Below are 21,956 nucleotides of genomic sequence, written 5' to 3' on the forward strand. Positions count from 1 at the left end.
CGTCGCTCACTCTAACGGGTGAGGGATGACCAATGCGCAAGATCATACTCGCGACGCTCGGGTCCGCCCTTCTTTGCGCTTCAGCGGATGTAACGCAGAGAAGCCATTTCGTTGGCGAAGTGGCTAGGGCCGCCATCGATGCTAAAACAAGGAACGAGGTGATAGACGCGAGCATCTACCCCCCTGACAGAATGATCGTCTCCGGGGGAAAGGTTATAAGTCGTGCACGTAATAAGATAAAGCAGCTCAGGAGCGCCGTCATCCGGACTCGATTTATCAACCTTTCCGGCTGGGATCAGGTTGGGTTCAGTCGGAAAAGGCGTTTTTTCACCCGGGAAAATTATGGCAATGCTGGAAAGAGATTTCTTTCTCTCTTCAGATGCGACAAATGCATCTCTTGCGGCTATCAGATCAGTTGGATGCCTCATCGCAACGATTTTAGGGGCCGCGCGGACTTGGTAAGCAGCAGTTTTCCCCCTGTTGAAAAATTGGGTCTTCCAGTAAAGGCCGTAGCCGTTGTCGCCAATCGTCCGAGTGCATTGAGGATCAAGGTAGAAATCGATCAGGGGCCTTTGCTCCAGTCGGCTGATCTCGTTCGCCTCAGAGGCGTGGCGAAGCCCGGCGTTAGTCTGAAAAATGGCATACAGAACCCCCCCTACCCCAAAAATGCTCAAGACAAACGTGAAGATGCCCACAAGGAAGGAACCATAGTTCCATTCAGCAATATCCTGCTGCGCCTTCAGGTCATACTGGGCTTGGGAGTCGCCTTGATTGGCGGATACCTTTTCTATGACACATGCAAGCCAGCCAGAAACGCCATGCTTAGACAGAGGGAGCAGGCAGGATTGGTTGGCTATCTCGCTTTGGCTTGTATAGTATGCGGCAGCGCTTTGGCGCTCATGCGCATGTTCGTTTTGATAAGCTAGAAATGAACTTGCGGCTCGGTAGACACTGACGCTGCCAAGCAGCATGAAAAGTGCTAATCCAACCGCAGCGATGTACGCCCAAGCGCGACAAGACATTGTAAGAAGAACCTAGCCGTGAACTTACCTCGGCTTACCTTATTGCGCAGATTCCGCTCGTTGTCTTCTACTCCTACGGCAGCAAGCTTCTCGACCAGTCCCGCATAGGTAACGTTCCGGCGGGCCATCTCGGCCCGTAGCAGGCCCTTGGCGATCAGCCCCCTCGACGTCCGCGGGCATCCCAGCCGGAACGCCGGTGCCATACGGTGCGAAAGCGGTGCAAAAGCGGTGCTGTTACGGTATCGCCTTTTTCGAGTTCCGACAAAGGCTTACCCGCCCGAAGGCGCTCCCGCCCCCGGCTCCGGGCACGCCCCGGCAGGATTGCGTTAACTGGTCAGATGCCGCAGCCCCTGCGTCACGTCGGTGCGGACCGCGAGGCGCAGCCCCGGCTCGTCTCCGGCCCTGAGCGCAGCAAGGATCATCCGGTGATGCTGCGGCGGCTCGTTCCGCCTGAGCCGCCCGTAAAGCGCCCGCATCGTGGGGCCCAGCTGCAGCCAGACCGTCTCGGCGATGGCCAGCATCGCCGGCGCCTGGGCGCGCAGGTAAAGCGTCCGGTGAAACTCCAGGTTGGTGCGGATATAGCCCACCGCATCCTGCTTCGCGACCGCCTCGGCATTGGCCGCGTTGATCGCCTGAAGCCTTTCTATTAAGGCGAAATGCGCCCGCGGCAGCGCCCGGCTGGCAAGCTCCGGCTCCAGCAGCGCCCGGATCGCCGCCATCTCCTCGATCCGCTCGTTCGACAGTTCCGGCGCGGTCACCCGGCCGGAAGAGGACATGGTCAGCGCCCCCTCGGCCACCAGCCGCTGCACCGCCTCCCGCGCCGGGGTCATCGAGACGTCGAAGGTCTTGGCGATCCCCCGCAGTGTCAGCGGCTGGCCCGGCGTCATCTCGCCATGCATCACCTGCACCCGCAGCGTCCGGTAGACCCGGTCATGCGCGGCGGGAAGCGAGTCGGCGGGGCGGGGCTGCAACAGCATGGTTCTACCTGATCCTCTGCCCGTCCACGGTCAATCCCCGAAGCCCGCCTCGAAGCCCACCGCATGCAGCACATGCCCCTGCCGCTTCAGCCAGGCCCGCGGCCCCGCATATCCCGGCATAAGCCCTTGAACAACCGCCCAGAATGCCGGCGAATGGTTCATCTCCGCCAGATGGGCCACCTCGTGGGCCGCGACGTAATCCAGCACCTCCGGCGGCGCCATCACCAACCGCCAGGAGAACATCAGCGCCCCGTCCGGCGCGCAGGACCCCCAGCGCGATCGCGTGTCGCGCAGCGTGATCCGGCTGTAGCGCCGCCCGATCCGGCCCGCGTGTCGGTCGCAGGCCACCTGCAGCCGCTCCCGCGCCAGCACCTTCAGGAAAGCCGCGACCCGCGCCGGCACCCGTGCCGGTTCGCCCGGAACCAGAAGATCGCCACCCTCGATCCGCACCAGCCGGCCGGCTCCGGGGCGAATCATCAGCTCGCGCCCCTCGACCGGCAGCATCTCGCCGAAGCCCACGCCCCGCGCCGCCGGCATCCGAGCCAGGGCCGCGCGAATCCAGTCGGCCTTCTCCGCCGCGAAGGCCAGCGCCTCCGCCTCGCGCGCCCAGGAGGGCAGCGACAGCGTCACCCGCCCGTCAACCCGCGAGACTCGCAGCGAAAACCGCCGCGCCCGCGCGGAGCGGCGCAGAGAAATCTCGACAGGAGGAGAGCCTGGAAGGACCGCCATCATACCCCAGCACCGCCAGATGCGGTCCGTTAAGGATAACCGCGCACCGGCGGCCCGGAAAGGCTTTGACAGGCCGCGGGCTTTATGGCAATGGCACCCGACTCCGAACAGCCCAACAAGCGAAAGGGATCATCGATGCCCAAACCCGAATGGGGTGTAAAGCGCGTTTGCCCGACCACCGGCAAGCGATTCTACGACCTGAACAAAAGCCCGATCGTCAGCCCCTACACCGGCGAAGTGATCGACATCGACAACGCCCGCCGCAAGTCGGTGACCACGGTCTCCCGGGCAACGGCGGACAAGGACGAAGAGACGCTCGTCGAGGACATCGACAACGACGATGACCTGCTGACCAACGAGACCAGCAACGACGACGATATGGACGATGACCTCCTCGAGGATGACGAGGACGACACCGTTTCGCTCGACGATCTCGCCGACGTTCCGGACGAGGAAGAGTAGGGCGCAAGGCGGCGTTTTTCGCTTGCGCCGTACGCCGGGCTTCACTACATAGCCCGAGCGCTCCGAAGGGAGCGCAACCCGGTGGGGCCATAGCTCAGATGGGAGAGCGCTTGAATGGCATTCAAGAGGTCGGGGGTTCGATTCCCCCTGGCTCCACCAAACAAATAAACGGCTTGGCGGGCGTCCTTCGGGGCGCCTTTCTTGTTTCCGGCCTAGCGCCGCAAAGACGGGTCCGGCAGGCCCGTCTTCGCCGTTTTCGCTAATAATCGCACGATCGGGCTGGCAACGCCCCCGCGGCGCGGTGTTCAATGGAACCACGGGGATCCGCCCCGGCAGGACATTGCATGGCACCACCCCTCACGCCGCTTTCCGCCAAGGGCATCTCGGTCGCCCTCGACGAAGACTGCGGCCTTCTCGCCGCCTTCACGGTGGAACGCCCCGGCGCGCCCATCCGTCCGCTCGCCCGGGTGCCCTGGGCCGATGACCTGCCGGACTGCGAGGCAATCCGCACCGCGCCGCATCTCGCCCGCATGTCGGGTGATTTCTTCTGTGCCCCCTTCGGCCCCTCGGACTTCATCGGCGGCCCGCCGCATGGCGCCCCTGCCAACGGCCGCTGGCGCCTCCTGACCCGCGAAACCCTGCCCGACGGCGCGCGGGCGGTGTGGGAGCTGGGGAACACCGTCCTCGGCGCGCGGCTCCTTAAGGAATGGCGGCTGATCGACCATCACCCCGTGCTCTACCAGGCCCATGTCTTCGAGGGCGGCACGGGCGAAATCAGCCTCGCCCATCACGCGCTGATCGACGTGGCACGGGGTGCCCGGCTCAGCCTCTCGCCCCGCGCCTTCGGTGAGACGCCTGAGATGGACCTCGACGCCTCGGACGATTTCCGATCGGCGATCCTGCGCTACCCCGCGCATTTCGCCGATCTCGCCCACGTGCCGCTCATGGCAGGGGGGACGGCCGACCTCACCCGCCTTCCCGTCGCGCCCCGGCACGAAGATTTCGCGATGCTGGTCGATCAGGTTCCCGCGCCGCCGCCCGGCACGCTCGCCTGGGCAGCCGTCGCACGCCTCGCCACGCAAGACGCGGTTGTGCTGGTCAAGCCCGCAGCCCTTCTGCCCGAGACGATGCTCTGGTTCTCGCAGGGCGGGCGGCAGGCCCCGCCCTGGTCCGGGCGCCACAGCGGCGTGCTGGGGGTTGAGGATGCCTGCGCCTACTCGATCCACGGCCATGCCGCGGCCATCGCCGAGAATCCGCTCAGCCGGGCCGGGGTGCCGACCTCGATCCGCCTCTGCGGTCGGCTGCGCATCCCCTATGCGATCTGCGCGCTCGATCTGGGCGAAGGCGAGGGCAGCGACAGCCTTGCGGTCGAGGTCGGCCCCGACCACCTCTTGCTCACCGACGCGGCGGGCCGGCGGATCGAGACGCCCTTCCACGCGGGCTGGTTCGCCCAGGGCTGAGCCGCACGCTCCAGAAGTTCCCCCTCCGGCGGTTCGCCGCGCCGTGGTATGCTCCCACCGAGATCTGGAGGGAGGCACCATGTCGTCATCGCTCACGCTACTCATCGGCACCACCAAGGGCGCCTTCCTGATGGACGGCTCGGCCGGACGGGAGGCGTGGGCGGTCCGCGGCCCGTTCTGCGGCGGCTGGCCGATCAACCATGCCATCGGCGACCCGGAGAGCGGCGCGATCTGGGCCGCGGGCGGGGGCGACTGGCACGGCGCGGGTGTCTGGCGCTCCACCGACGGCGGGCAAAGCTGGGAGCTTTCGAAGCTCGCCAATGGCCAAGCCGACCGCTGGATGGCCGAGAACCCCGAGATCGCGGCCCAGATCGGCATGCAGCCCTCGCCACCTGCGCCTTTCACCGGCAACCTCGATGCGCTCTGGTCGCTCGGCCGGGCGGGCGGAACGCTCTACGCCGGGGCCAAGCCTGCCGCGCTCTACGCCAGCGGTGACGGCGGCGAAAGCTGGGCCAAGGTCGAGGGGCTGACCGACCATCCCTCGGCCGGAGAATGGGAGCCGGGTGGGGCGGGGCTGACGCTGCATACGATCGTCACGGATCCGGCCCGGCCGGAACGGCTCTGGCTCGGCATCTCGGCCGCAGGGGTCTTCGCCAGCGAGGACGGCGGGCTGCAATGGGACCGTCGCAACCGCCGCGCCAACGCCGCACCGGAAAGCGGTGACGTGGGCCATTGCGTCCACAACATGGTGCGCGCGCCCGCGGCGGCGGGGGAGGACCTGCTCTACCAGCAGAACCACCACGGAGTTTTCCGAAGCCCCGATGGCGGGCGCAGCTGGCAAGAGATCAGCACCGGACTGCCCTCGACCTTCGGCTTCCCGATCGCGGTCCATCCGCGCGACCCGAAGGCGATCTGGGTGCTGCCGCTGAACGGCGACACCCTGGGCCGCTACCCGCCCGGCTCGGCCGCCGCGGTCTGGCACTCCCGCGACGGCGGCGAAAGCTGGGTCGCCCAGCGCGAGGGGCTGCCGCAGAAGTCCTGCTTCTTCACCGTGCTGCGTCAGGCGATGGCGACGGACCGAGGCACGCCGGCGGGGGTCTATTTCGGCACCAACAGCGGCTCTGTCTTCGCCAGCAGAAACGAGGGCGAAAACTGGGAAGAGATCGCCCGCCATCTGCCCACCGTGCTCTGCGTCGAGGTGCTGGAACGCGGCTGACGCCGCCATCAACGCGATGCGCCGGGCCCCAGCGCCCTCCCGCTGGCGGCGCGGCGGCGCGACGAACGCGGGCCCTAGAACACCGCCGAGACCTCGTACATCACCGGCTCGAAGCGCGAGCAGAGCGAGGCGATGTGGCGGTTCCTCTCCCGCATCTCCGGGCTGCGCAGCATGGCCTGGAAATCCTCCCGCCGGCGCCATTTGGAGTAATTGGCGATGCGGGTCTGGGCGTCGTTCACATGCAGCGCGGCCTCGATGAACCCCGGCCATTTCGAGATGCAGTTCTCATAGGCGTCCTTCAGCGCGTCCATCAAGTCGTCGCAGGTTCCCGGTGTCATCTCGAAGGTGGTCAGCACGGTCTGGCCGCTGAAATCGTCGCTGATGGTCGCCATCTGCTCCTCCTTTGCGCTGCCCCCCGACTATCGCGCCAGGCCCGGGGCCTGTAAACGCGCTTTTCAGGCCGCCCTGCCCGGCGTAGGGTGCCGCCCATGCAGCTTCTCGACCCCAACGATCCATTCTTCCGGCCGGTCTGGCGCCGCTGGGCAACAACGCTCGTCCCCGCGCTCTGGGCCTGTGTCGAGGCGGCCCATGGCAGCGGCACCTGGGCCGTGGCCTTCCTGCTGATCGCGGCCTTCGCGTGGTGGAAGCTGATCTTTCAGGGCCCGGACGAGGGCAAGGACGGCTAGAGGCCCCCTCGCCCCGCCCGGCCCTATCGGTAGAACCTGCGCCGCGCCTCTTCCTCGACGGCAAGCCGCTGCTGAAGTTCCGCGAGCTTCGCCATCTCCCGCTTGCGCTCCGCCTCGCCCGTGGTCTGCCGGAGCACCTCGGCCTGGACGTCGATCGCCTTTCGCAACTCGATCTCGCGCGGAAGCGCACCGGCTTCGGCCATGATCCGGAAGCCCACCGCCTCGGCACTGCCCGCCGCCTCGCCCATGTCGAGCGGCTTGCCCGCACCCTTCAGCGCGTCGAACTGCCCCTCTGCCTGGGCCTTTCTGATCTGCCGTTCCGCGAGTTCGGAGAATTTCATGTGTCTTCCCCTTCCGCCGCCCGCCTCAGACGTCGAGCAGCCCCAGCACTTCCGCGGCCAGCGCCTCCACCTCGTCGCTCGCCCCGCCCCGACGGCCCTCCAGCACTCCGAGGCCCCGGCCCAGCGTCTCGGCATAAGCGACACGATTGGCGAGCCGCGTCTCCGCCACCTCGGCGTTGAGATCCAAGGCAGCCGCCGCCACCTCGGACGCGAGCCTCGTGTTGGCCTTGGCGCGGTTCAGCACCACTGTCACCCGGCGGCTTTCGCGGGCAGCAAGATCCAGCACCCCCTCCGTCGCCCAGAGGTCGACATGGCTCGCCGCCACCGGCACCAGGATCAGGTCCGCCTCCCGAAGCGCCGGACGCAGGTCGGCGTCGACCTTGGGCGGCGTGTCGACGATCACCACCTCCACCAGCTTCCTCAGCTTTTCGCATTCGTAGGAGACGCCCCAGGCCGAGGCGGTGGCGAAGTCGAGCCCGTCATCCTCCACCCTCTCGCGGCGCGCCATGAACCAGCGGCCGAGGCTGCCCTGCGGGTCGGTATCGAGCAGTGCCACGGACAGGCCCCGCTTGCGGAAGGCGACGGCGAGATTGGCCGCGAGCGTCGTCTTGCCCGAGCCGCCCTTCTGCTGGGCGAGGGTAATCACCTTGCCGGCCATCGCGCTGTCCTTCCCGTTCGCACGGTGCTGCAGCGCAGCATAGAGCGATTCGCCCCCCTGCGCATCGGAAAAGGCGAGGGTGCGGCAAGGGGGCCGCCGCCGCCCCGCCCAGCCGGTTCCGGCTCAGCCGAAGTCGCTGTAGCCGAACAGCCGCGGCAGCGGGTCGCGCAACGTATGGGCCAGCATCCGCAGGTCCATATGCCCCGGCGGGCGGAGCCGCAGCGCCCGCCGCGCGATCCCGTGCAGCGTGCCGACCGAGCGCCCGGCCAGCGGATTCCGAGGGCCCTTCCCCGGCCACAGCGTCTCGGCGAAGAAATTCATCCCCGCGATCTGGGCGAAATCCATCGAATGCCAGAAACGCGGATTGCATTCCGTCATCCACACCTCGCCGCCCGCATCGATCCGCGCGCCGAAGTTCAGCACACCGGAGACCCCGAGCCGCGCCACGATGATTTCGACATAGCCGATCAGCGCCGCGTTCTCGATGTAATGGACCCGTCCGCCCGCCTTTCGGTATATGCAGTAGCGTTCCACCAGCCCGTCGCGGGCGATCACGCTGATGTCGATGTCCTCGCCCGGGATGAAGGCCTGGAAGAGGATCGGCGCATAGTCGATCTCCGCCAGATCCGCGTGGCTGCCGATACGGAGAATCCCGAGCCCGCCATAGAGGTTCAGCGGCTTCGCCATCCCCGGCATGGAATTGGGATTGCGGGCCAGAAAGGCCTCCAGCTCGCCCCGCGCGGCAAAGCGGCGGGTCTTCGGCGCCGGCACCCCCAGCGCGGTGCAAAGGCAGTAGAACCGCCACTTGTCATCCAGCCGGTCGAAGTCCTCCGGCCCCGGCGTCGGAAAGCAGGCGCGCAGGATCCTGCGCCGCTCGATCGCAAGATAGCGCGTGGTCAGCCCGTCCGCCGGAACGATGAGGTCGATGCCGTGCTCCACGCAGATCGCCTCGATCTGCTCGAGCGAGGCCGCGGTCTGGAACGCCCCCTCGGGCAGCGCGTGATAGCGCCGGCCGTACCGCGACCAGGTCAGAAGACGGGCGCTACCGGTGCCGGCGACGATCACCCGCGGAACCACGGCTGCGACCGCCCGAAGCGCGCGGTACTGCACCGAGAAGCCGGAGGCGAGCAACAGTGCGGCGCGGGGCGGCGCCTTGGGGGGTGTGAAAAGCAAGGAAGGCTGCCAGTCGAGTTCCGCGCTCATGTGCCTCGGGTCCATGTCCGAGCCAACGTAGCATCCGGCCACGGCGCCACGCATGACCGCGCTCAACGATGCCGCATTTCGTTCGGCGCAGCGACGGCAGAGACGCGGGAGGATGGCCAAAGGAAAGGGCGCCCGAAGGCGCCCCGATCCGTCCGTCTGGCGGAAAATCCTGGTGGAGCTGAGGGGAATCGAACCCCTGACCTCATCATTGCGAACGATGCGCTCTCCCAACTGAGCTACAGCCCCACAGGTGCCGCTGTTTGGCCCAAGGGCTGCGGCTTGTCAAGCGAGGGAAAGCGAATTTTGCTTACGCCGGAAGGGCGACGTGTTCACGCACGAAACGCTCGATCTCGGCGGCCGGACGGGCGCCGGAAAGCCGTGCCACCTCGCGGCCGCGATGGAACAGAATCAGCAGCGGAATGCCCCGGATCCCGAAGCTTTGCGAGGCCTGCGGATGCCGCTCGGTATCGATCTTGGCGAAGCGCGCGCGGCCGGCCAGTGCCTTGCCTGCGCGGGCGAATTCCGGCGCCATCATCCGGCAGGGTCCGCACCAGGGCGCCCAGAAATCCACGATGAGCGGCAGGTCGTCGCCCTTCACCGCCTTGGACAGCGTGGTCATGTCGAACGTGCCCACCGCGCCATCGGCAAGCTTCGCGCCACAGACCCCGCATTTCGGCCCGGCGGAGAGCTTCCCCACCGGCACCCGGTTGGCCTGCCCGCATTCAGGGCAGGTCAGTCGCACTGCCTCGGCCATCTTCGCCTCCAAACATTCATCCCGCGGAATATATCGGCAGGGCGGAGACCTCGTTCAAGTCCCCTGCTCTGCCGCGCGGTCTGCCTCTCCGCCCCGCGCCACCATTGCCGCGGCAAGCGCGATCAGCGCGAAGACGGCGGCAAGGCCCCACTGCCAGAGAATCGGCCCCGCCGCCCCCCCGGGGACCAGTGCGGCAACCAGCCCGCTCGCCCCCGCCACCGCCCCGCCGATCCCTGCGCCAACAGCACGACCGGACTCGGCTACTGCCGGAAGGATCGCGCCTGCGCGGTCGCGTTCATCCCGCGGCACGGCCTCCATCGCGGCATGGTTCATCGCGCCATAGGCCAGCCCGAACCCCGCACCCCGAAGGCCCAGCCCGATGGCGAAGAGCCAGAGCGTCTCCCCGGCAAGGCCCGCGGCAGAGATCAGCAGCCCGATCACCAGCACCGCCGGCCCGGCCCGGCGCAGCGCGGCCTGCTGACCGGGCGCGGTCATGGCCCCCACCGGGATGGCTATCGCGCTCCAGACCAGCGGCCCTACGACAACGAGATAGCCCACCGCCGTAGGCCCCAGCACGAAACGGCTGCCCAGCGCGAGGGCCTGGAACGAATAGACCAGCGACGAGGCGCAGGGCATCAGGAACAGGCTCCAGAGCACCCGCCCGAACGGGTGGCGGAACGAAAAGGCCCCCTCGGGAAACAACCGCGCCGGGGCCAGTGCGTCGATGCGAAGCGCCAGCCGGAACAGGGCGATGCCGGCGAGGATCGGCAGCGGCGCCAGCTCTGGCCAGGGAAGCGCCGCGGGAAGTGCCAGTGCTCCGGCAGCCCCGAGGCAGAGGAGCAGGACCAGCGGCCGCGCCGCCGTCTCCCGCCCCCGCCTTTCCGTCGGCGCCACGCGCAGCGTCAGCGCGAGGAAGGCCAGCGCCAGCGGCAGCGCCGCGGCCATGGCGGCGCGCCAGGAGAGATGCGCCACCGCCTGCCCGCCGACAAGCGGTCCAAGCAGCGCCGCCAGCGCCCAGACCACCGCCTCCACCGCGAAGACCCGGGGAACAAGCACAGAGGCGAAAACCTCGGGAATGATGGCGTAGCACATGGCGATGACCAGCCCGTCCGCCAGCCCCTGCAGGCCCCGCCCCGCCAGAACCCAGCCCCAGGCCGGGGCGAGCGCCGCCATGGCGAGGCCCGCGAGGAACAGACAGGCCGCCCCCGCCATCGCCACCCGCGCCCCCGCATGCCGCTTCAGCGACCCGCCAAGCACCCCGCCGGCGATGGAGCAGACGTAGTAGAGCCCGTAGACCCAGGCGATCCGCTCGATCCCGCCGACCTCCTTCAGCCCGATCGGCAGCGCCGCGGCGATGGCAAATTCGTTGAAGGCATGCAGGCCCACGCCCGCCGTCACGAGGCCGAGGCGGACCGCCGCACCACCGCTCAGAAGCGCGCCCCAGCCCTCCGCCGCCCGGGGGCCCGATCTCTCCGCCATGCCTGTCTCCCTCATCAGACCGGCGGGCAGGCTAATTTCTCAAGCCTGCTTCAGGTCAAGCGCAAATCTTTCGCATTTCCTTGGCGAAAATACTCCCGCCGAAGGCGCCCCGTGAGTGCCACGGGACGCTCCGCTGGGAGTATTTGGGCCAGCGAAAACCCGGAAGCCCTATTCGGCGGCCTCGGCGTAGCTTTCGACCGGCGGGCAGATGCAGACGAGGTTGCGGTCCCCCCAGACGTTGTCGACCCGGCCGACCGGCGGCCAGTACTTGTCGACCCGGAAGGAGGCGGGCGGGAAGCAGCCCTGCTCGCGCGGATAGGGGCGGTCCCAGTCGGCGACGAGATCCTCGACCGTATGCGGCGCGTTCTTCAGCGGGTTGTTCTCCGCATCCATCTCGCCCCGCTCCACCGCCGCGATCTCCTCGCGGATGGCGAGCATGGCGGTGATGAAGCGGTCGAGTTCGGCCTTGGTCTCGCTCTCGGTCGGCTCCACCATCAGCGTACCCGCGACCGGCCAGGACATGGTCGGCGCGTGGAAGCCGTTGTCGATAAGCCGCTTGGCGATGTCGTCGACGGTGACATGGGCGCTTTCGGCGTAGGGCCGCGTGTCGAGAATGCATTCATGCGCGACCCGCCCGTTGCCGCCCTTGAAGAGCACCTCGAAGGCCCCGTGCAGCCGCGCGGCGATGTAGTTGGCGTTCAGGATCGCCACCTTTGTCGCCTGGGTCAGCCCCGGCCCGCCCATCATCAGGCAATAGGCCCAGGAGATCAGCAGGATCGAGGCCGACCCATAGGGCGCAGCACTCACCGCGCCCTCGGTGCCGGTGGCCGGATCGCTCGGCAGATGCGGGGCGAGATGCGCCTTCACGCCGATCGGGCCCATGCCCGGGCCGCCGCCGCCATGCGGAATGGCGAACGTCTTGTGCAGGTTCAGGTGGCTCACGTCGCCGCCAAGCTCGCCCGGCTGCGACAGGCCCACCATCGCGTTCATGTTGGCACCGTCGATATAGACTTGGCCGCCATGCTGGTGAGTGATGGCGCAGACCTCGCGCACCGTTTCCTCGAACACGCCGTGGGTGGAGGGATAGGTGATCATGCAGGCCGCGAGCTTCTCGCCCGCCGCCTCCGCCTTGGCGCGGAAATCGTCGAGGTCGATGTCGCCGTTCTCGCGGCTCTTGACCACCACCACCTCCATCCCCGCCATGACGGCGGAGGCCGGGTTGGTCCCGTGGGCGGAGACCGGGATCAGACAGATGCTGCGCTCGGCCTCCCCCCGCGACTTGTGATAGGCGCGGATCGTCATCAGCCCGGCATATTCTCCCTGCGCACCGGAATTTGGCTGCATGGAGAAGGCATCGTAGCCGGTGATCTCGCAGAGTTTCTGGGCCAGATCCTCGATCACCTCGGCATAGCCCTGCGCCTGGTCGCGCGGCGCGAAGGGGTGGAGCGCGCTGAATTCCGGCCAGGTGATCGGCATCATCTCGGCGGCGGCATTCAGTTTCATCGTGCAGGAGCCGAGCGGGATCATCGCCCGGTCGAGCGCCAGGTCGCGGTCCGAAAGACGGCGCATGTACCGCATCATCTCGCTTTCCGCCCGGTTCATGTGGAAGACCGGATGGGTCAGGTAATCGCTCTCGCGCAGCATCGCCTCCGGGAAGCTGAGCGTTGCGCGGTGCGGCGGCACACCGTCGATGCCAAAGGCGCGCAGCACCTTCACCAGCACTTTCTCGTCGGTGGTCTCGTCAAGGCTGATGCCGACCCTGTCATTGCCGATCTTGCGGAAGTTCAGCCCCTCGTGGCGCGCGGCGGCAAGGATGCCCGCCTGGCCAACGCCGACCTCCACCGTGATCGTGTCGAAGAAATCCTTCGGGCTGACCTTCGCGCCCGCGGCCTTCAGCGCACGCGCCAGCCGGTTGGTCAGGAAATGCACCCGCTCGGCGATGGCGCGCAGGCCCATCGGCCCGTGGAAGACGGCATAGAAGCTGGCCATGACGGCCAGAAGCGCCTGCGCGGTGCAGACGTTGGAGGTCGCCTTTTCGCGCCGGATATGCTGCTCGCGCGTCTGAAGCGACAGCCGGTAGGCCCGCCCTCCGCGCGCGTCGACCGAGACGCCGACGATGCGGCCCGGCATCTGCCGCTTCATCTCCTCGCGGCAGGACATGAAGGCGGCATGCGGCCCGCCATAGCCCATCGGAACGCCGAAGCGCTGAGAGGAGCCGATGGCGATATCCGCCCCCATCGCACCCGGTTCCTTCAGCAGGCACAGCGCGAGCAGGTCCGTCGCCACCACGGCCACGGCCTTTGCTTCGTGCAGGGCCGCGATCTCGGGCGTGTAGTCGCGGACATGGCCGTAGGTGCCCGGATACTGGAAGATCGCGCCGAAGTACTTCTCGGCCTCCATCTCCCCCGGCGCGCCCGTGACGACCTCGATCCCCAGCGGCGCGGCGCGGGTCTCGATCACCGCAAGGGTCTGCGGATGGCAGTTGCGGTCGACGAAGAAGGCCGTGGCCTTCGACTTGGCCACCCTATGCGCCATCACCATGGCTTCTGCCGCCGCCGTCGCCTCGTCGAGAAGCGAGGCATTGGCGACCGGCAGCCCGGTCAGGTCGCTGACCATCGTCTGGTAGTTCAGAAGCGCCTCCAGCCGGCCCTGCGCGATCTCGGGCTGGTAGGGCGTATAGGCCGTGTACCAGGCCGGGTTTTCCAGGATGTTGCGCTGGATCGCGGGCGGCGTGACGGTGCCGTAATATCCCTGCCCGATCAGCGACGTCATGACCCGGTTCTTGGCCGCAACCTCGCGCATCCGGGCCAGCAGCTCATGCTCCGCGAGCGGCGCCCAGGTCAGCTTGTTCTGCTGCCGGATCGAGGCGGGAACCGTCTCGGCGATCAGCGCGTCGAGCGAGGGCGCGCCCACCGCCGCCAGCATCTCAGCCATTTCGCCCGGGGAGGGGCCGATGTGGCGGCGGTTGGCGAAATCGTAGGGATCGTAGGCGGTGGGCGTAAAAGGCATCTCAACCTCGGGTATTGCTCAGGACGTTGACAAGATTTCCCTCCGGATCCCGGAGGTAGAAGCGGCGCAGGCCCCAGGGCTCGTCCGCCGGTCCGTAGACCACCGTGGCCCCGGCTGCCCGGGCCGCGCTTTCCGCGCCGGTGAGATCGTCGACCTCGATCGAGATCGCCGGCAGATCTGTGTCCGATCCGCCCTGCGAGGCGGTGTGCAGCTCGATCTTCTGGCCCCCGTCCGCGGTCAGGAACCCGATCCAGCCCATGTCGTGGGCCAGATCGAGTCCGAAGACATCGGCGTAGAATCGGGCAAGGGCGAGCGGATCGCGCGCGGGTAGGTTCGGCACGATCCGCAGGACGCTCACGCGATGGACTCGTTGTATTCGTCCTCGTCCATGAAGTCGTCGAGTGCGGACATGTCCTCGACCTTCATCTTGAAGAACCAGGCGTCGCCCAGCGGGTCCTCGTTCACCAAGCCCGGGTTGTCGCCGAGCTTGTCGTTGACCGCGACGATTTCGCCCTCCAGCGGGGCTGAGATGTCGGAGGCGGCCTTGACGCTCTCGATCACCACGACCTCGTCGCCCTGGGCAACCTGGGTCTCGACCTCGGGCAGCTCGACGAAGACGACGTCGCCCAGCTGCTGGGCGGCATATTCGGTGATGCCGACGACGACGAGGTCACCCTCGACGCGCAACCACTCGTGATCTTCGGTGTATTTCATGCGGAACCCTCTTCAGCGTTTGTAATTGGCGGGACGGAACGGCAGCGCGGCGACGGTCACGGGAAGGCGGCGGCCGCGCAGCTCGCCCCATATTGTGGTGCCCGGCGCGCAAAGGGAAGCCGGCAGGTAGCCCATGGCGACGGGCGCCTCCAGGCTGGGCCCGAAGCCACCGGAAGTGACGGTGCCGACCGGCTCGCCCCCTGCATTCGCGGCGAAAAGCTCCGTGCCCTCGCGCATCGGTGCACGGCCCTCGGGGCGCAGGCCCACGCGCTTGCGCGCCGGTCCTTCGGAGAGTTCCCTGAGAATGCGATCCGCACCGGGAAAACCGCCCGCTCGGGTCCCGCCCGCGCGGCGGGCCTTCTGGATCGCCCAGTTGAGCCCCGCCTCGATGGGCGAAGTCTCCTCATCTATGTCATGGCCGTAGAGGCAGAGCCCGGCCTCGAGCCTCAGGCTGTCGCGCGCGCCGAGCCCGATCGGCGCCACGGCGGGATCCTCCAGCAGCCGGCGGGCGAAGGCCTCGGCCGCGCTGTCGGGCAGCGAGATCTCATAGCCGTCCTCGCCGGTATAACCGGAGCGGGAGATCCAGAGCTCCACCCCCTGCCAGTTGCGGATGCCGTGATCCATGAACGCGAAGTCCGCCGCATCGGGCACCAGCCGCGAAAGCGCCGCCTCCGCCGCCGGCCCCTGCAGCGCCAGCAGGGCGCGGCCGGTGACTTCGCCCACGTCGCAATCCGGCAGCCCGGCCTTGAGCGCGGCCAGATCCTCCGCCTTCCGCGCGGCATTGACCACGACGTAGAGGTGATCGCCGCGGTTGGTCATCATCAGGTCGTCGATGATCCCGCCGGCCGGCGTGGTCAGGAACCCGTAGCGCTGGCGGCCTTCACCGAGCCCGGCGATGTCGACCGGGATCAGCCGCTCCAGCGCCAGCGCCGCGTCTTCCGCCCGCCCGCTCTTCGCGGCGACGATGACCTGGCCCATGTGGCTGACGTCGAAAAGGCCCGCGGCGGCGCGACAGTGCAGATGCTCCTTCAGCACGCCCATCGGGTATTGCACCGGCATCTCGTAGCCGGCGAAAGGCACCATCTTGCCGCCAAGCTCGAGATGCAGCGCCCTGAGCGCCAGCTGCTTCAACTCCGTCATTCCGCCCCCTCTGGCCCGCGTCGGGCCGGCATCATACAACCGGGGTTTCCCGGCGCTCGATGCCCCCTCTGTCCTTCCGCCTGAGATCGTTATCCCTTCGGCGCCCCGGGCATGCCGGGATCTCTCCAGAGTCCATGCGCCAGGACGGTTCTTGCGCCTGAGAGTTTACCGGGGCGGTTGCTCCTTCGGCACCGGCTCCGGGCCCGGCCTGCGCCCTGCCCCGCCGGATTCTCCCGATCCTGACGCACCCCGCTTATCCGCTTCGCCCCTGCTCTGGCAAGAGGCTTGCGCAGAAAGCGGCATTCAGAGAGGACTGGGCGACATGACGGATCGTTTCTTCGGCTATGGCTCTCTCGTGAACCGCCGGACGCATGACTATGCGCCGGCCCATCCCGCCCGTGTCTCCGGCTGGCGCCGGGTCTGGCGGGGAACCCGGCTCCGGCGGCTCGCCTTCCTCTCGGTCGAACCCGCCCCGGGGGTGGAGATCGAGGGGCTGGTCGCGCCCGTGCCCGGCGGCGACTGGGCCGCGCTCGACCAGCGCGAGGCGGCCTATGTGCGCCACCCCCTGGGCCTGGACGAAATCGCGGCGCCCGTGGGCGGCCCGACGGTGATGTATGTCGTCCCCGACGACCCGGAAGCGCCTGCGCTTCGGGAGCATCCGATCCTGCTCAGCTACCTCGACGTCGTGGTGCAGGGCTTCTTGGACGAATTCGGCAGGGCCGGCGTGGAGCGTTTCTTCGCCACCACGGCGGGCTGGGAGGTGCCGGTGCTCGACGACCGAGCTTCGCCGCTCTACCCCCGCGCCCAACGGACCGGAGAGGCGGTGCAGGCGATGGCGGATGCGCATCTCGCGCGGCTCGGGGCGCGGCGGATGACGGAATAAGGGGGTGCTGCCCCCTCGCCGCCAGCGTGGCTCACCCCCGGCGTATTTCGGCCAGGAGAGGGATCAGAGGGGTTCGGGCGGCTCGACCTTCAGCGTGGCCAGAAGCGCCTCGTAGGTTTCGCGGGCGCCGTTCGACCAGTCGGCAGCGCGGGCCGAGAAAAGCGTCGCCTGCGAGCGGTGAATCAGCCCATCCGAGAGGATCTTGAGATGGTTCGCCCGCAGCGTCTCGCCCGTCGAGGTGATGTCGGCGATCGCCTCTGCAGTGAGGTTCTTGACCGTACCCTCGGTCGCGCCCTGGCTGTCGACCAGCTGGTAATCGGCCACCCCCTCGTCGCGCAGGAACTCGCGGACCAGGCGGTGGTACTTGGTGGCGATGCGCAGCCGGTGGCCATGCGCGGCGCGGAAGGCCGAAGCCGCCGCGTCAAGATCGTCGAGCGTGTCGACGTCGATCCAGAAGGCCGGGACCGCGATAATCAGATCGGCAAAGCCGAAGCCCAGCGGGGCGAGTTCCGTCACCTGCTCGTCCCAGTCGGCGAGCTTCTCACGGACGAGGTCGGAGCCGGTCACGCCAAGGTGGATGCGGCCGGCGGCCAGCTCGCGCGGGATCTCCCCGGCCGAGAGGAGCACGGCCTGCACCCCGTCTGCCCCGGCGACGGTGGCGGAATATTCCCGCTCCGACCCGTCGCGCCGCATCTCCACGCCGCGGGCGCCGAACCATTCGAAGGTCTTGTCCATCAGCCGCCCCTTGGACGGCACGCCGATCTTCAGGCTCATGCCCCGCCCTCCTGAAGAAGCGCGATCAGGCCGGGCCGGATGACCCCGCCCACGGCCGGAATCTCGCGCCCCTGGCCAAGAACGCGGGTCAGCGCGTCGTAGCGCCCGCCAGACGCGACAGGCGGCAGGTCCGGCCGACCCTCGGCATGGAACGAGAAGACGAAGCCGTCGTAATATTCCAGCGTCGTCCGGCCGTGGCTGGCCTCGAAATCCAGCGTGTCGACGTCAATCCCGTGGCTGGCGAGCGCGTCGAGCCGGCGTGCGAAACGGTCCACGGCGGGGGCGATGGTGGGCAGGTCCACCGCCATGTCCCGCAGCCGGCCAAGCGCCATGGGCGCGGTGTCGCGCAGGTGCAGCACGTCGTCGAGGATGTCGACCTCCGCGCCCGAAAGCGGCGGCGTCGCCGCATCCTCCAGCAGCGCCGCGGCGCGGGCCGCGACTTCTCCCGCCTCGCGCAGCCCGATGGCGGGGCCCGCACTCGCGATAAGCTCGGTGGCCGGGGCCTCCTGCAACTCCTTCAGCAGCCGGGCGCGCGGCTCCGGCATCCGACTGCGGCCGCCGAAACGGTCCAGCAGCGCCCGGAACCGGCGCGGCCGCCAGACATGTCGCAGGAGCGCCGCACGGCGGCGGGGGCTGGTCGACAGCCCCCGGACGGCGGCCATCAGGATGCCGATATCGCCGGTTGCCGCGTGCAGCCCAAGCGGCGAAAGGACCTTGGCGAAGAGCGCGAAGACCTCGGCATCGGCCTGCTCCGGCATCTCGCGAGCGAAGACCTCGTAGCCGACCTGCAGGTATTCGCGGGCCCGCAGCCCGTGATGTTCCTGCCGGCGGAAGACCTCGCCCATATAGGTGTAGCGGGCAGGCTCGGCGCCATGGGCCATATGCTTCTGCACGACCGGCACGGTGAAGTCGGGCCTGAGCATCATCTCGCCCTCGAGCGGGTCGGAGGTGACATAGGCGCGGGCGCGGATGTCCTCTCCGTAAAGGTCGAGGAGCGTGTCGGCGGGCAGCAGGATGTCCGCCTCCACCGGCTGCGCGCCGGCCGCCCGGAAATGGGCGAACAGACGTTCGGCTTCGGCGCGGTCGTTGCTGTGCATCTCAGCCGCCCGACGCGCGACGGGCGAGGATCGCGCGCACGGCCGCGACCAGATCTGCCCGCGCCACCTCGGTCTGCGCCGGCTGGGCCTTCCATTCCTCATGGCTCGCCGCGGCGGCGATCTCGGCACCGAGGATGAGGTCCTTGAGCTGGACGACACCGCGCGCCGCCTCGTCCCCGCCCTGAATGACGGCGACGGGAGAGGCGCGTTTATCGGCGTATTTCAACTGGTTGCCGAAGTTCTTCGGGTTGCCGAGGTAGACCTCGGCCCGGATCCCGGCGGCACGCAGCTCGCCGACCATGGCCATGTAATCGGCCATCCGGTCGCGGTCCATCACGGTGACGACGACAGGGCCCGGCGCGGCCTCCTGCCCGATCCGGCCCTTGGCGCGCAGCGCGGCAAGGAGCCGGTCGACGCCGATGGAGATGCCGGTGGCCGGCACCGACTGGCCGGTGAAGCGCTTGACCAGATCGTCATAACGCCCTCCGCCGGAAACCGAGCCGAAGCTGCGCTTGCGGCCCTTCTCGTCGAGGATTTCGAACGTCAGTTCGGCTTCGAAAACCGGGCCGGTGTAATAGCCCAGACCCCGCACCACGGCCGGGTCGACGATGATCCTGTCCGGCCCGTAGCCCTGCGCGTCGAGGAGTTCTGCGATGGTCTCCAGCTCCCGCACGCCTTCTGAGCCGATGGCGGAGGGGCCGACGAGGCCGCGCAGGTTCGCGGCCGTGGCCTCGCCGTTCGCGCCCTGGGCGGCCATGAAGCCCATGACGACCTCGGCCTGCTCGGCGCCGAGGCCGGCGCCCTTGGTATAGTCGCCCGACTCGTCCATCCGGCCCTTGCCGAGGAGCGCCCGGACGCCCTCGTCCCCAAGCCGGTCGAACTTGTCGACGGCGCGCAGGACGATGCCGCGTTGATGCGAAAACCGTTCCGGATCAGAGGGATCGAGGATTCCCGCGACCTCCATCACGCCGTTCAGAACCTTGCGGTTGTTGACCCGGATGACGTAATCGCCGCGCGGGATGCCGACATGTTCCAGCGCGTCGGAGAGCATGGCGCAGATCTCGGCATCGGCCGCCACGGTGGGGGCGCCGACGGTATCCGCATCGCATTGATAGAACTGGCGAAAACGCCCCGGCCCCGGCTTCTCGTTGCGCCAGACCGGGCCCATGGCGTAGCGCCGGTAGGGCGAGGGCAGGTCGTTGCGGTATTGCGCGGCGACGCGCGCCAGCGGCGCCGTCAGGTCGTAGCGCAGCGCCAGCCAGTCGCTGTCCTCTTCCTGCCAGGCGAAGACACCCTCGTTCGGGCGGTCGACGTCGGGGAGGAATTTTCCAAGCGCCTCAACGGTTTCGACGGCCGAAGTCTCCAGAGGGTCGAAGCCGTAGCGGTGGTAGACCTCGGCAATGCGGCCGAGCATCTCGGTGCGCTCGGTCACTTCCGCGCCGAAATAGTCGCGGAACCCCTTCGGGGTCTCGGCACGGGGCCGGCGGGGGGCTTTGTCCTTGGCCATGGGCTATGCACCTGCTTGTCGCGCGGGTCCATAGCGCGTGCATGGCGGCGGGGCAAGGCGGCGGGTTGACGGGGCGTACGGTGCATACCGTAAATGCACCGCTTTCGCACAGTAACCGCACCGTAGCTTACCGCCCTTCTGGCCGCCCGGGATCTGGGCTAGGATCGCGCCATGACCGACCGCATCACCGACCTCGAAGAACAGCTCGCGCATCTTTCGCGCAACGTCGACGACCTTTCGGAAGTCGTCGCCCGGCAGGCGCGCGAGATCGACCTGCTCTCCCGCCGCCTCGGCCTGCTGATGGAGCGCGAGGCGGAGCGGGAGGTGGCCGAGGGCGGCACGATCCCGCTCGCCGACCAGCGCCCGCCGCATTGGTGAGACCCGCTCAGAGCGGCAGCTCGGTCGTGGCCTTGATCTCGCGCAGCACGAAGCTCGAGACGACGGAGCGGACATAGGGGCTGCGCAACAGGTTGTGGGACATGAAGGCCTCATAGGCCTCCACATCCGCCACCCGGACCTTCAGGATGTAATCGGCACTACCCGAAACCGAATGGCATTCGAGGATCTCCGGGTGATGCGCCACCATGCGCGCGAAGCCCGCGACCGCCTCTTCCGAATGGTCGTGCAGGCGGATCGAGGCCAGGACGCAGAGCTTCGCCCCGGCCCGCGCCGGGTCCAGAAGCGCCACGCGGGCGCGGATCAGGCCCGCCGCCTCGAACTCCTGCAGCTTCCGCCAGACGGTGCTTTGCGCCATGCCGCATTGCGCCGCCATCTCGGCGAGCGAGAGCGAGGCATCGCGCTGTATGATCCGCAGAAGCACCCTCTCCTGATCATTAAATTCCATGATATGGCCTGTTAGTGAGAATATCTTCCATATCGTGATCGCATCGGCTTCGGAATGAAAGCCCTTTTCACCCCGCCGGGCCCAAGCTCACCGGAGGTTTGGAAGGGGGGATTCCATGTCTGGAAAGACGCAAGCGGATCGGCCGGCATATCGCTCCAAGGAGCCGGATGCCGCGGGCTACTACGCCTATAGCGCGGCGGAGGATACGGTCTGGGGCGCGCTCTTCGACCGGCAGATGGACTACCTGCCCGGCCGCGTCGCGCCGGACTACCTTGCGGGGGTCGAGGCGCTGGGGCTGACCCGGGCGCATGTGCCGCAGGTCAGGGAGATCGACGCGCGGCTCGCCGGGCTGACCGGCGCGGGGGTCGAGGGCGTGCCCGCGATCATCCCGCCCTCGCGGTTCTTCGAGCTGCTCTCGCAGAAGAAATTCCCGGTCGCCACCTTCCTGCGGCGGCGCGAGGAGATGGACTACATCGAGGAGCCGGACATCTTTCACGAGGTCTTCGGCCATTGCCCGCTGCTGACCAACCCGGCCTATGCCGCCTTCATCGAGAAATTCGGCAAGCTCGGCGCGACGCTCGGAAAGCCTTACAGCTGGCGGCTGTTCCGGCTGTTCTGGTTCACGGTGGAATTCGGGATGATCCGCACGCCCGATGGGCTGCGCGCCTTCGGGGCCGGCATCGTGTCGTCGCCCGCCGAGGCGGAACATGCGACCTCTGGCAGGGCGGAGATGCTGGATTTCGACCTGATGACGATCTTCCGCACGCCCTACCGGATCGACATCCTGCAGCCGGTCTATTTCGTCATCGACAGCTTCGAGCAGATCGAGGCCGCGCTCGACGCCGATATCGCCGGCATGATCGACGAGGCCAAGCGCCTGGGCGACCTGCCGCCGCGCTTCGAGGCGGCCGCCTGAGGCCTCCGGCGGGGATATTCGGGCCAAGATGAAAAACCCTTTCACCTTGGCAAAATATCCTCGGGGGTGAATTGGCCAGAGGCCA

The 21,956-nt window shown here is 68.1% G+C and carries 25 protein-coding genes, 2 tRNA genes and 1 riboswitch; of the genes, 8 read left to right on the top strand and 19 right to left on the bottom strand.

What is annotated here, in order from left to right:
* Positions 1–80: 80 nt before the first annotated feature.
* The 4 genes from EIP85_RS15130 to EIP85_RS15145 all read right to left on the bottom strand — a co-directional run bounded on the left by EIP85_RS15130 (position 81) and on the right by EIP85_RS15145 (position 2,728).
* Positions 81–971 carry a hypothetical protein gene (locus EIP85_RS15130; protein ID WP_127903052.1) on the bottom strand — a complete coding sequence of 297 codons (891 nt, stop codon included), beginning with the start codon at positions 969–971 and terminating at the stop codon, positions 81–83.
* Positions 972–979: 8 nt separating this feature from the next.
* Complete coding sequence (locus tag EIP85_RS23285) at positions 980–1,225, bottom strand: DUF6471 domain-containing protein (RefSeq protein ID WP_127903053.1); 246 nt, start codon at positions 1,223–1,225, stop codon at positions 980–982.
* A 123-nt stretch (positions 1,226–1,348) separates the two neighbouring features.
* Positions 1,349–1,999: a GntR family transcriptional regulator gene (locus EIP85_RS15140; protein WP_127903054.1), complete on the bottom strand. Its 651-nt coding sequence runs from the start codon at positions 1,997–1,999 to the stop codon at positions 1,349–1,351.
* A gap of 30 nt (positions 2,000–2,029) precedes the next feature.
* The gene (locus tag EIP85_RS15145) at positions 2,030–2,728 is read right to left on the bottom strand and encodes a M48 family metallopeptidase (RefSeq protein WP_127903055.1); all 699 of its coding nucleotides are present in this window, start codon (positions 2,726–2,728) and stop codon (positions 2,030–2,032) included.
* Positions 2,729–2,863: 135 nt separating this feature from the next.
* Between EIP85_RS15145 and EIP85_RS15150 the strand changes: the two genes are divergently transcribed.
* The 4 genes from EIP85_RS15150 (at position 2,864) to EIP85_RS15165 (ending at position 5,866) form a co-directional block, all read left to right on the top strand.
* Complete coding sequence (locus EIP85_RS15150; protein WP_127903056.1) at positions 2,864–3,190, top strand: TIGR02300 family protein; 327 nt, start codon at positions 2,864–2,866, stop codon at positions 3,188–3,190.
* A gap of 83 nt (positions 3,191–3,273) precedes the next feature.
* Positions 3,274–3,349: transfer RNA gene (locus tag EIP85_RS15155), tRNA-Ala, on the top strand.
* A 185-nt stretch (positions 3,350–3,534) separates the two neighbouring features.
* Positions 3,535–4,650 carry a hypothetical protein gene (locus tag EIP85_RS15160; protein WP_127903057.1) on the top strand — a complete coding sequence of 372 codons (1,116 nt, stop codon included), beginning with the start codon at positions 3,535–3,537 and terminating at the stop codon, positions 4,648–4,650.
* A 79-nt stretch (positions 4,651–4,729) separates the two neighbouring features.
* On the top strand, positions 4,730–5,866 hold the full coding sequence (locus EIP85_RS15165) for a beta propeller repeat protein (RefSeq protein ID WP_127903058.1): 1,137 nt from the start codon (positions 4,730–4,732) through the stop codon (positions 5,864–5,866).
* A 74-nt stretch (positions 5,867–5,940) separates the two neighbouring features.
* Here the strand turns inward: EIP85_RS15165 and EIP85_RS15170 are convergent, their stop codons facing one another.
* Positions 5,941–6,258 carry an antibiotic biosynthesis monooxygenase family protein gene (locus EIP85_RS15170; RefSeq protein WP_127903059.1) on the bottom strand — a complete coding sequence of 106 codons (318 nt, stop codon included), beginning with the start codon at positions 6,256–6,258 and terminating at the stop codon, positions 5,941–5,943.
* Between the two features lie 96 nt (positions 6,259–6,354).
* Between EIP85_RS15170 and EIP85_RS15175 the strand changes: the two genes are divergently transcribed.
* Positions 6,355–6,552 carry a hypothetical protein gene (locus tag EIP85_RS15175; RefSeq protein ID WP_127903060.1) on the top strand — a complete coding sequence of 66 codons (198 nt, stop codon included), beginning with the start codon at positions 6,355–6,357 and terminating at the stop codon, positions 6,550–6,552.
* 23 nt (positions 6,553–6,575) lie between these two features.
* Here EIP85_RS15175 and EIP85_RS15180 read toward each other — a convergent pair whose 3' ends face one another.
* From EIP85_RS15180 to gcvT, 10 genes are all read right to left on the bottom strand, one after another.
* A complete protein-coding gene (locus EIP85_RS15180) occupies positions 6,576–6,893 on the bottom strand; it encodes a DnaJ family domain-containing protein (protein ID WP_127903061.1) in 318 nt (105 codons plus the stop codon).
* Between the two features lie 25 nt (positions 6,894–6,918).
* A complete protein-coding gene (gene parA / locus EIP85_RS15185; RefSeq protein ID WP_127903062.1) occupies positions 6,919–7,551 on the bottom strand; it encodes a ParA family partition ATPase in 633 nt (210 codons plus the stop codon).
* A 123-nt stretch (positions 7,552–7,674) separates the two neighbouring features.
* Entirely contained in the window at positions 7,675–8,754 is a 1,080-nt protein-coding gene (locus tag EIP85_RS15190) for an ATP-grasp domain-containing protein (protein WP_127903063.1), read from the bottom strand.
* Between the two features lie 170 nt (positions 8,755–8,924).
* Positions 8,925–9,000: transfer RNA gene (locus EIP85_RS15195), tRNA-Ala, on the bottom strand.
* Positions 9,001–9,061: 61 nt separating this feature from the next.
* The gene (gene trxC, locus EIP85_RS15200; RefSeq protein ID WP_127903064.1) at positions 9,062–9,508 is read right to left on the bottom strand and encodes a thioredoxin TrxC; all 447 of its coding nucleotides are present in this window, start codon (positions 9,506–9,508) and stop codon (positions 9,062–9,064) included.
* Between the two features lie 54 nt (positions 9,509–9,562).
* On the bottom strand, positions 9,563–10,987 hold the full coding sequence (locus EIP85_RS15205; protein WP_164871756.1) for an MFS transporter: 1,425 nt from the start codon (positions 10,985–10,987) through the stop codon (positions 9,563–9,565).
* Between the two features lie 168 nt (positions 10,988–11,155).
* Positions 11,156–13,996: an aminomethyl-transferring glycine dehydrogenase gene (gene gcvP / locus EIP85_RS15210; protein ID WP_127903066.1), complete on the bottom strand. Its 2,841-nt coding sequence runs from the start codon at positions 13,994–13,996 to the stop codon at positions 11,156–11,158.
* A 1-nt stretch (position 13,997) separates the two neighbouring features.
* A complete protein-coding gene (locus tag EIP85_RS15215; protein ID WP_127903067.1) occupies positions 13,998–14,354 on the bottom strand; it encodes a VOC family protein in 357 nt (118 codons plus the stop codon).
* Positions 14,351–14,710 carry a glycine cleavage system protein GcvH gene (gene gcvH, locus EIP85_RS15220; protein ID WP_127903068.1) on the bottom strand — a complete coding sequence of 120 codons (360 nt, stop codon included), beginning with the start codon at positions 14,708–14,710 and terminating at the stop codon, positions 14,351–14,353. Before gcvH ends, EIP85_RS15215 begins: the two co-directional genes overlap by 4 nt.
* Positions 14,711–14,722: 12 nt before the next feature.
* On the bottom strand, positions 14,723–15,850 hold the full coding sequence (gcvT, locus tag EIP85_RS15225; protein WP_127903069.1) for a glycine cleavage system aminomethyltransferase GcvT: 1,128 nt from the start codon (positions 15,848–15,850) through the stop codon (positions 14,723–14,725).
* A gap of 135 nt (positions 15,851–15,985) precedes the next feature.
* A riboswitch (glycine riboswitch) is annotated at positions 15,986–16,097 on the bottom strand.
* 75 nt (positions 16,098–16,172) lie between these two features.
* On the opposite strand from gcvT, the gene EIP85_RS15230 reads away from it, so the two are divergent.
* Positions 16,173–16,733 (top strand): gamma-glutamylcyclotransferase family protein, encoded by a 561-nt coding sequence (locus EIP85_RS15230; RefSeq protein ID WP_127903070.1) that lies wholly within the window; start codon positions 16,173–16,175, stop codon positions 16,731–16,733.
* 63 nt (positions 16,734–16,796) lie between these two features.
* Here EIP85_RS15230 and hisG read toward each other — a convergent pair whose 3' ends face one another.
* The 3 genes from hisG to hisS are packed head-to-tail and all read right to left on the bottom strand — an operon-like array spanning position 16,797 to position 20,111.
* The gene (hisG, locus tag EIP85_RS15235; protein ID WP_127903071.1) at positions 16,797–17,507 is read right to left on the bottom strand and encodes an ATP phosphoribosyltransferase; all 711 of its coding nucleotides are present in this window, start codon (positions 17,505–17,507) and stop codon (positions 16,797–16,799) included.
* Entirely contained in the window at positions 17,504–18,604 is a 1,101-nt protein-coding gene (locus EIP85_RS15240) for an ATP phosphoribosyltransferase regulatory subunit (RefSeq protein WP_127903072.1), read from the bottom strand. Before EIP85_RS15240 ends, hisG begins: the two co-directional genes overlap by 4 nt.
* 1 nt (position 18,605) lies before the next feature.
* Positions 18,606–20,111, bottom strand: a complete 1,506-nt coding sequence (gene hisS / locus EIP85_RS15245) for a histidine--tRNA ligase (protein ID WP_127903073.1) — start codon at positions 20,109–20,111, stop codon at positions 18,606–18,608.
* Between the two features lie 171 nt (positions 20,112–20,282).
* Between hisS and EIP85_RS15250 the strand changes: the two genes are divergently transcribed.
* Complete coding sequence (locus EIP85_RS15250) at positions 20,283–20,489, top strand: SlyX family protein (protein ID WP_127903074.1); 207 nt, start codon at positions 20,283–20,285, stop codon at positions 20,487–20,489.
* Positions 20,490–20,496: 7 nt separating this feature from the next.
* Here EIP85_RS15250 and EIP85_RS15255 read toward each other — a convergent pair whose 3' ends face one another.
* A complete protein-coding gene (locus EIP85_RS15255; RefSeq protein ID WP_127903075.1) occupies positions 20,497–20,955 on the bottom strand; it encodes an Lrp/AsnC family transcriptional regulator in 459 nt (152 codons plus the stop codon).
* A 115-nt stretch (positions 20,956–21,070) separates the two neighbouring features.
* On the opposite strand from EIP85_RS15255, the gene EIP85_RS15260 reads away from it, so the two are divergent.
* Positions 21,071–21,871, top strand: coding sequence for a phenylalanine 4-monooxygenase (locus EIP85_RS15260; RefSeq protein WP_127903076.1), 801 nt, complete (start codon positions 21,071–21,073; stop codon positions 21,869–21,871).
* Positions 21,872–21,956: the final 85 nt, after the last annotated feature.

Origin of the sequence: Solirhodobacter olei, assembly GCF_004010155.1 — a bacterium.
In the GTDB taxonomy this organism is placed as follows: Bacteria; Pseudomonadota; Alphaproteobacteria; order Rhodobacterales; family Rhodobacteraceae; genus Solirhodobacter; species Solirhodobacter olei.

Coding starts and splice junctions, on each gene's coding strand:
- gcvT (WP_127903069.1), bottom strand. CDS start 15,850: ATGACGGAGTTGAAGCAGCTGGCGCTCAGGGCGCTGCATCTCGAGCTT.
- EIP85_RS15160 (WP_127903057.1), top strand. CDS start 3,535: ATGGCACCACCCCTCACGCCGCTTTCCGCCAAGGGCATCTCGGTCGCC.
- EIP85_RS15180 (WP_127903061.1), bottom strand. CDS start 6,893: ATGAAATTCTCCGAACTCGCGGAACGGCAGATCAGAAAGGCCCAGGCA.
- EIP85_RS15205 (WP_164871756.1), bottom strand. CDS start 10,987: ATGGCGGAGAGATCGGGCCCCCGGGCGGCGGAGGGCTGGGGCGCGCTT.
- EIP85_RS15145 (WP_127903055.1), bottom strand. CDS start 2,728: ATGGCGGTCCTTCCAGGCTCTCCTCCTGTCGAGATTTCTCTGCGCCGC.
- EIP85_RS15170 (WP_127903059.1), bottom strand. CDS start 6,258: ATGGCGACCATCAGCGACGATTTCAGCGGCCAGACCGTGCTGACCACC.
- EIP85_RS15140 (WP_127903054.1), bottom strand. CDS start 1,999: ATGCTGTTGCAGCCCCGCCCCGCCGACTCGCTTCCCGCCGCGCATGAC.
- EIP85_RS15255 (WP_127903075.1), bottom strand. CDS start 20,955: ATGGAATTTAATGATCAGGAGAGGGTGCTTCTGCGGATCATACAGCGC.
- EIP85_RS15175 (WP_127903060.1), top strand. CDS start 6,355: ATGCAGCTTCTCGACCCCAACGATCCATTCTTCCGGCCGGTCTGGCGC.
- EIP85_RS15260 (WP_127903076.1), top strand. CDS start 21,071: ATGTCTGGAAAGACGCAAGCGGATCGGCCGGCATATCGCTCCAAGGAG.
- gcvH (WP_127903068.1), bottom strand. CDS start 14,710: ATGAAATACACCGAAGATCACGAGTGGTTGCGCGTCGAGGGTGACCTC.
- hisG (WP_127903071.1), bottom strand. CDS start 17,507: ATGAGCCTGAAGATCGGCGTGCCGTCCAAGGGGCGGCTGATGGACAAG.
- EIP85_RS15250 (WP_127903074.1), top strand. CDS start 20,283: ATGACCGACCGCATCACCGACCTCGAAGAACAGCTCGCGCATCTTTCG.
- EIP85_RS15130 (WP_127903052.1), bottom strand. CDS start 971: ATGCTGCTTGGCAGCGTCAGTGTCTACCGAGCCGCAAGTTCATTTCTA.
- hisS (WP_127903073.1), bottom strand. CDS start 20,111: ATGGCCAAGGACAAAGCCCCCCGCCGGCCCCGTGCCGAGACCCCGAAG.
- EIP85_RS23285 (WP_127903053.1), bottom strand. CDS start 1,225: ATGGCACCGGCGTTCCGGCTGGGATGCCCGCGGACGTCGAGGGGGCTG.
- gcvP (WP_127903066.1), bottom strand. CDS start 13,996: ATGCCTTTTACGCCCACCGCCTACGATCCCTACGATTTCGCCAACCGC.
- EIP85_RS15230 (WP_127903070.1), top strand. CDS start 16,173: ATGACGGATCGTTTCTTCGGCTATGGCTCTCTCGTGAACCGCCGGACG.
- EIP85_RS15150 (WP_127903056.1), top strand. CDS start 2,864: ATGCCCAAACCCGAATGGGGTGTAAAGCGCGTTTGCCCGACCACCGGC.
- EIP85_RS15190 (WP_127903063.1), bottom strand. CDS start 8,754: ATGAGCGCGGAACTCGACTGGCAGCCTTCCTTGCTTTTCACACCCCCC.
- parA (WP_127903062.1), bottom strand. CDS start 7,551: ATGGCCGGCAAGGTGATTACCCTCGCCCAGCAGAAGGGCGGCTCGGGC.
- trxC (WP_127903064.1), bottom strand. CDS start 9,508: ATGGCCGAGGCAGTGCGACTGACCTGCCCTGAATGCGGGCAGGCCAAC.
- EIP85_RS15240 (WP_127903072.1), bottom strand. CDS start 18,604: ATGCACAGCAACGACCGCGCCGAAGCCGAACGTCTGTTCGCCCATTTC.
- EIP85_RS15165 (WP_127903058.1), top strand. CDS start 4,730: ATGTCGTCATCGCTCACGCTACTCATCGGCACCACCAAGGGCGCCTTC.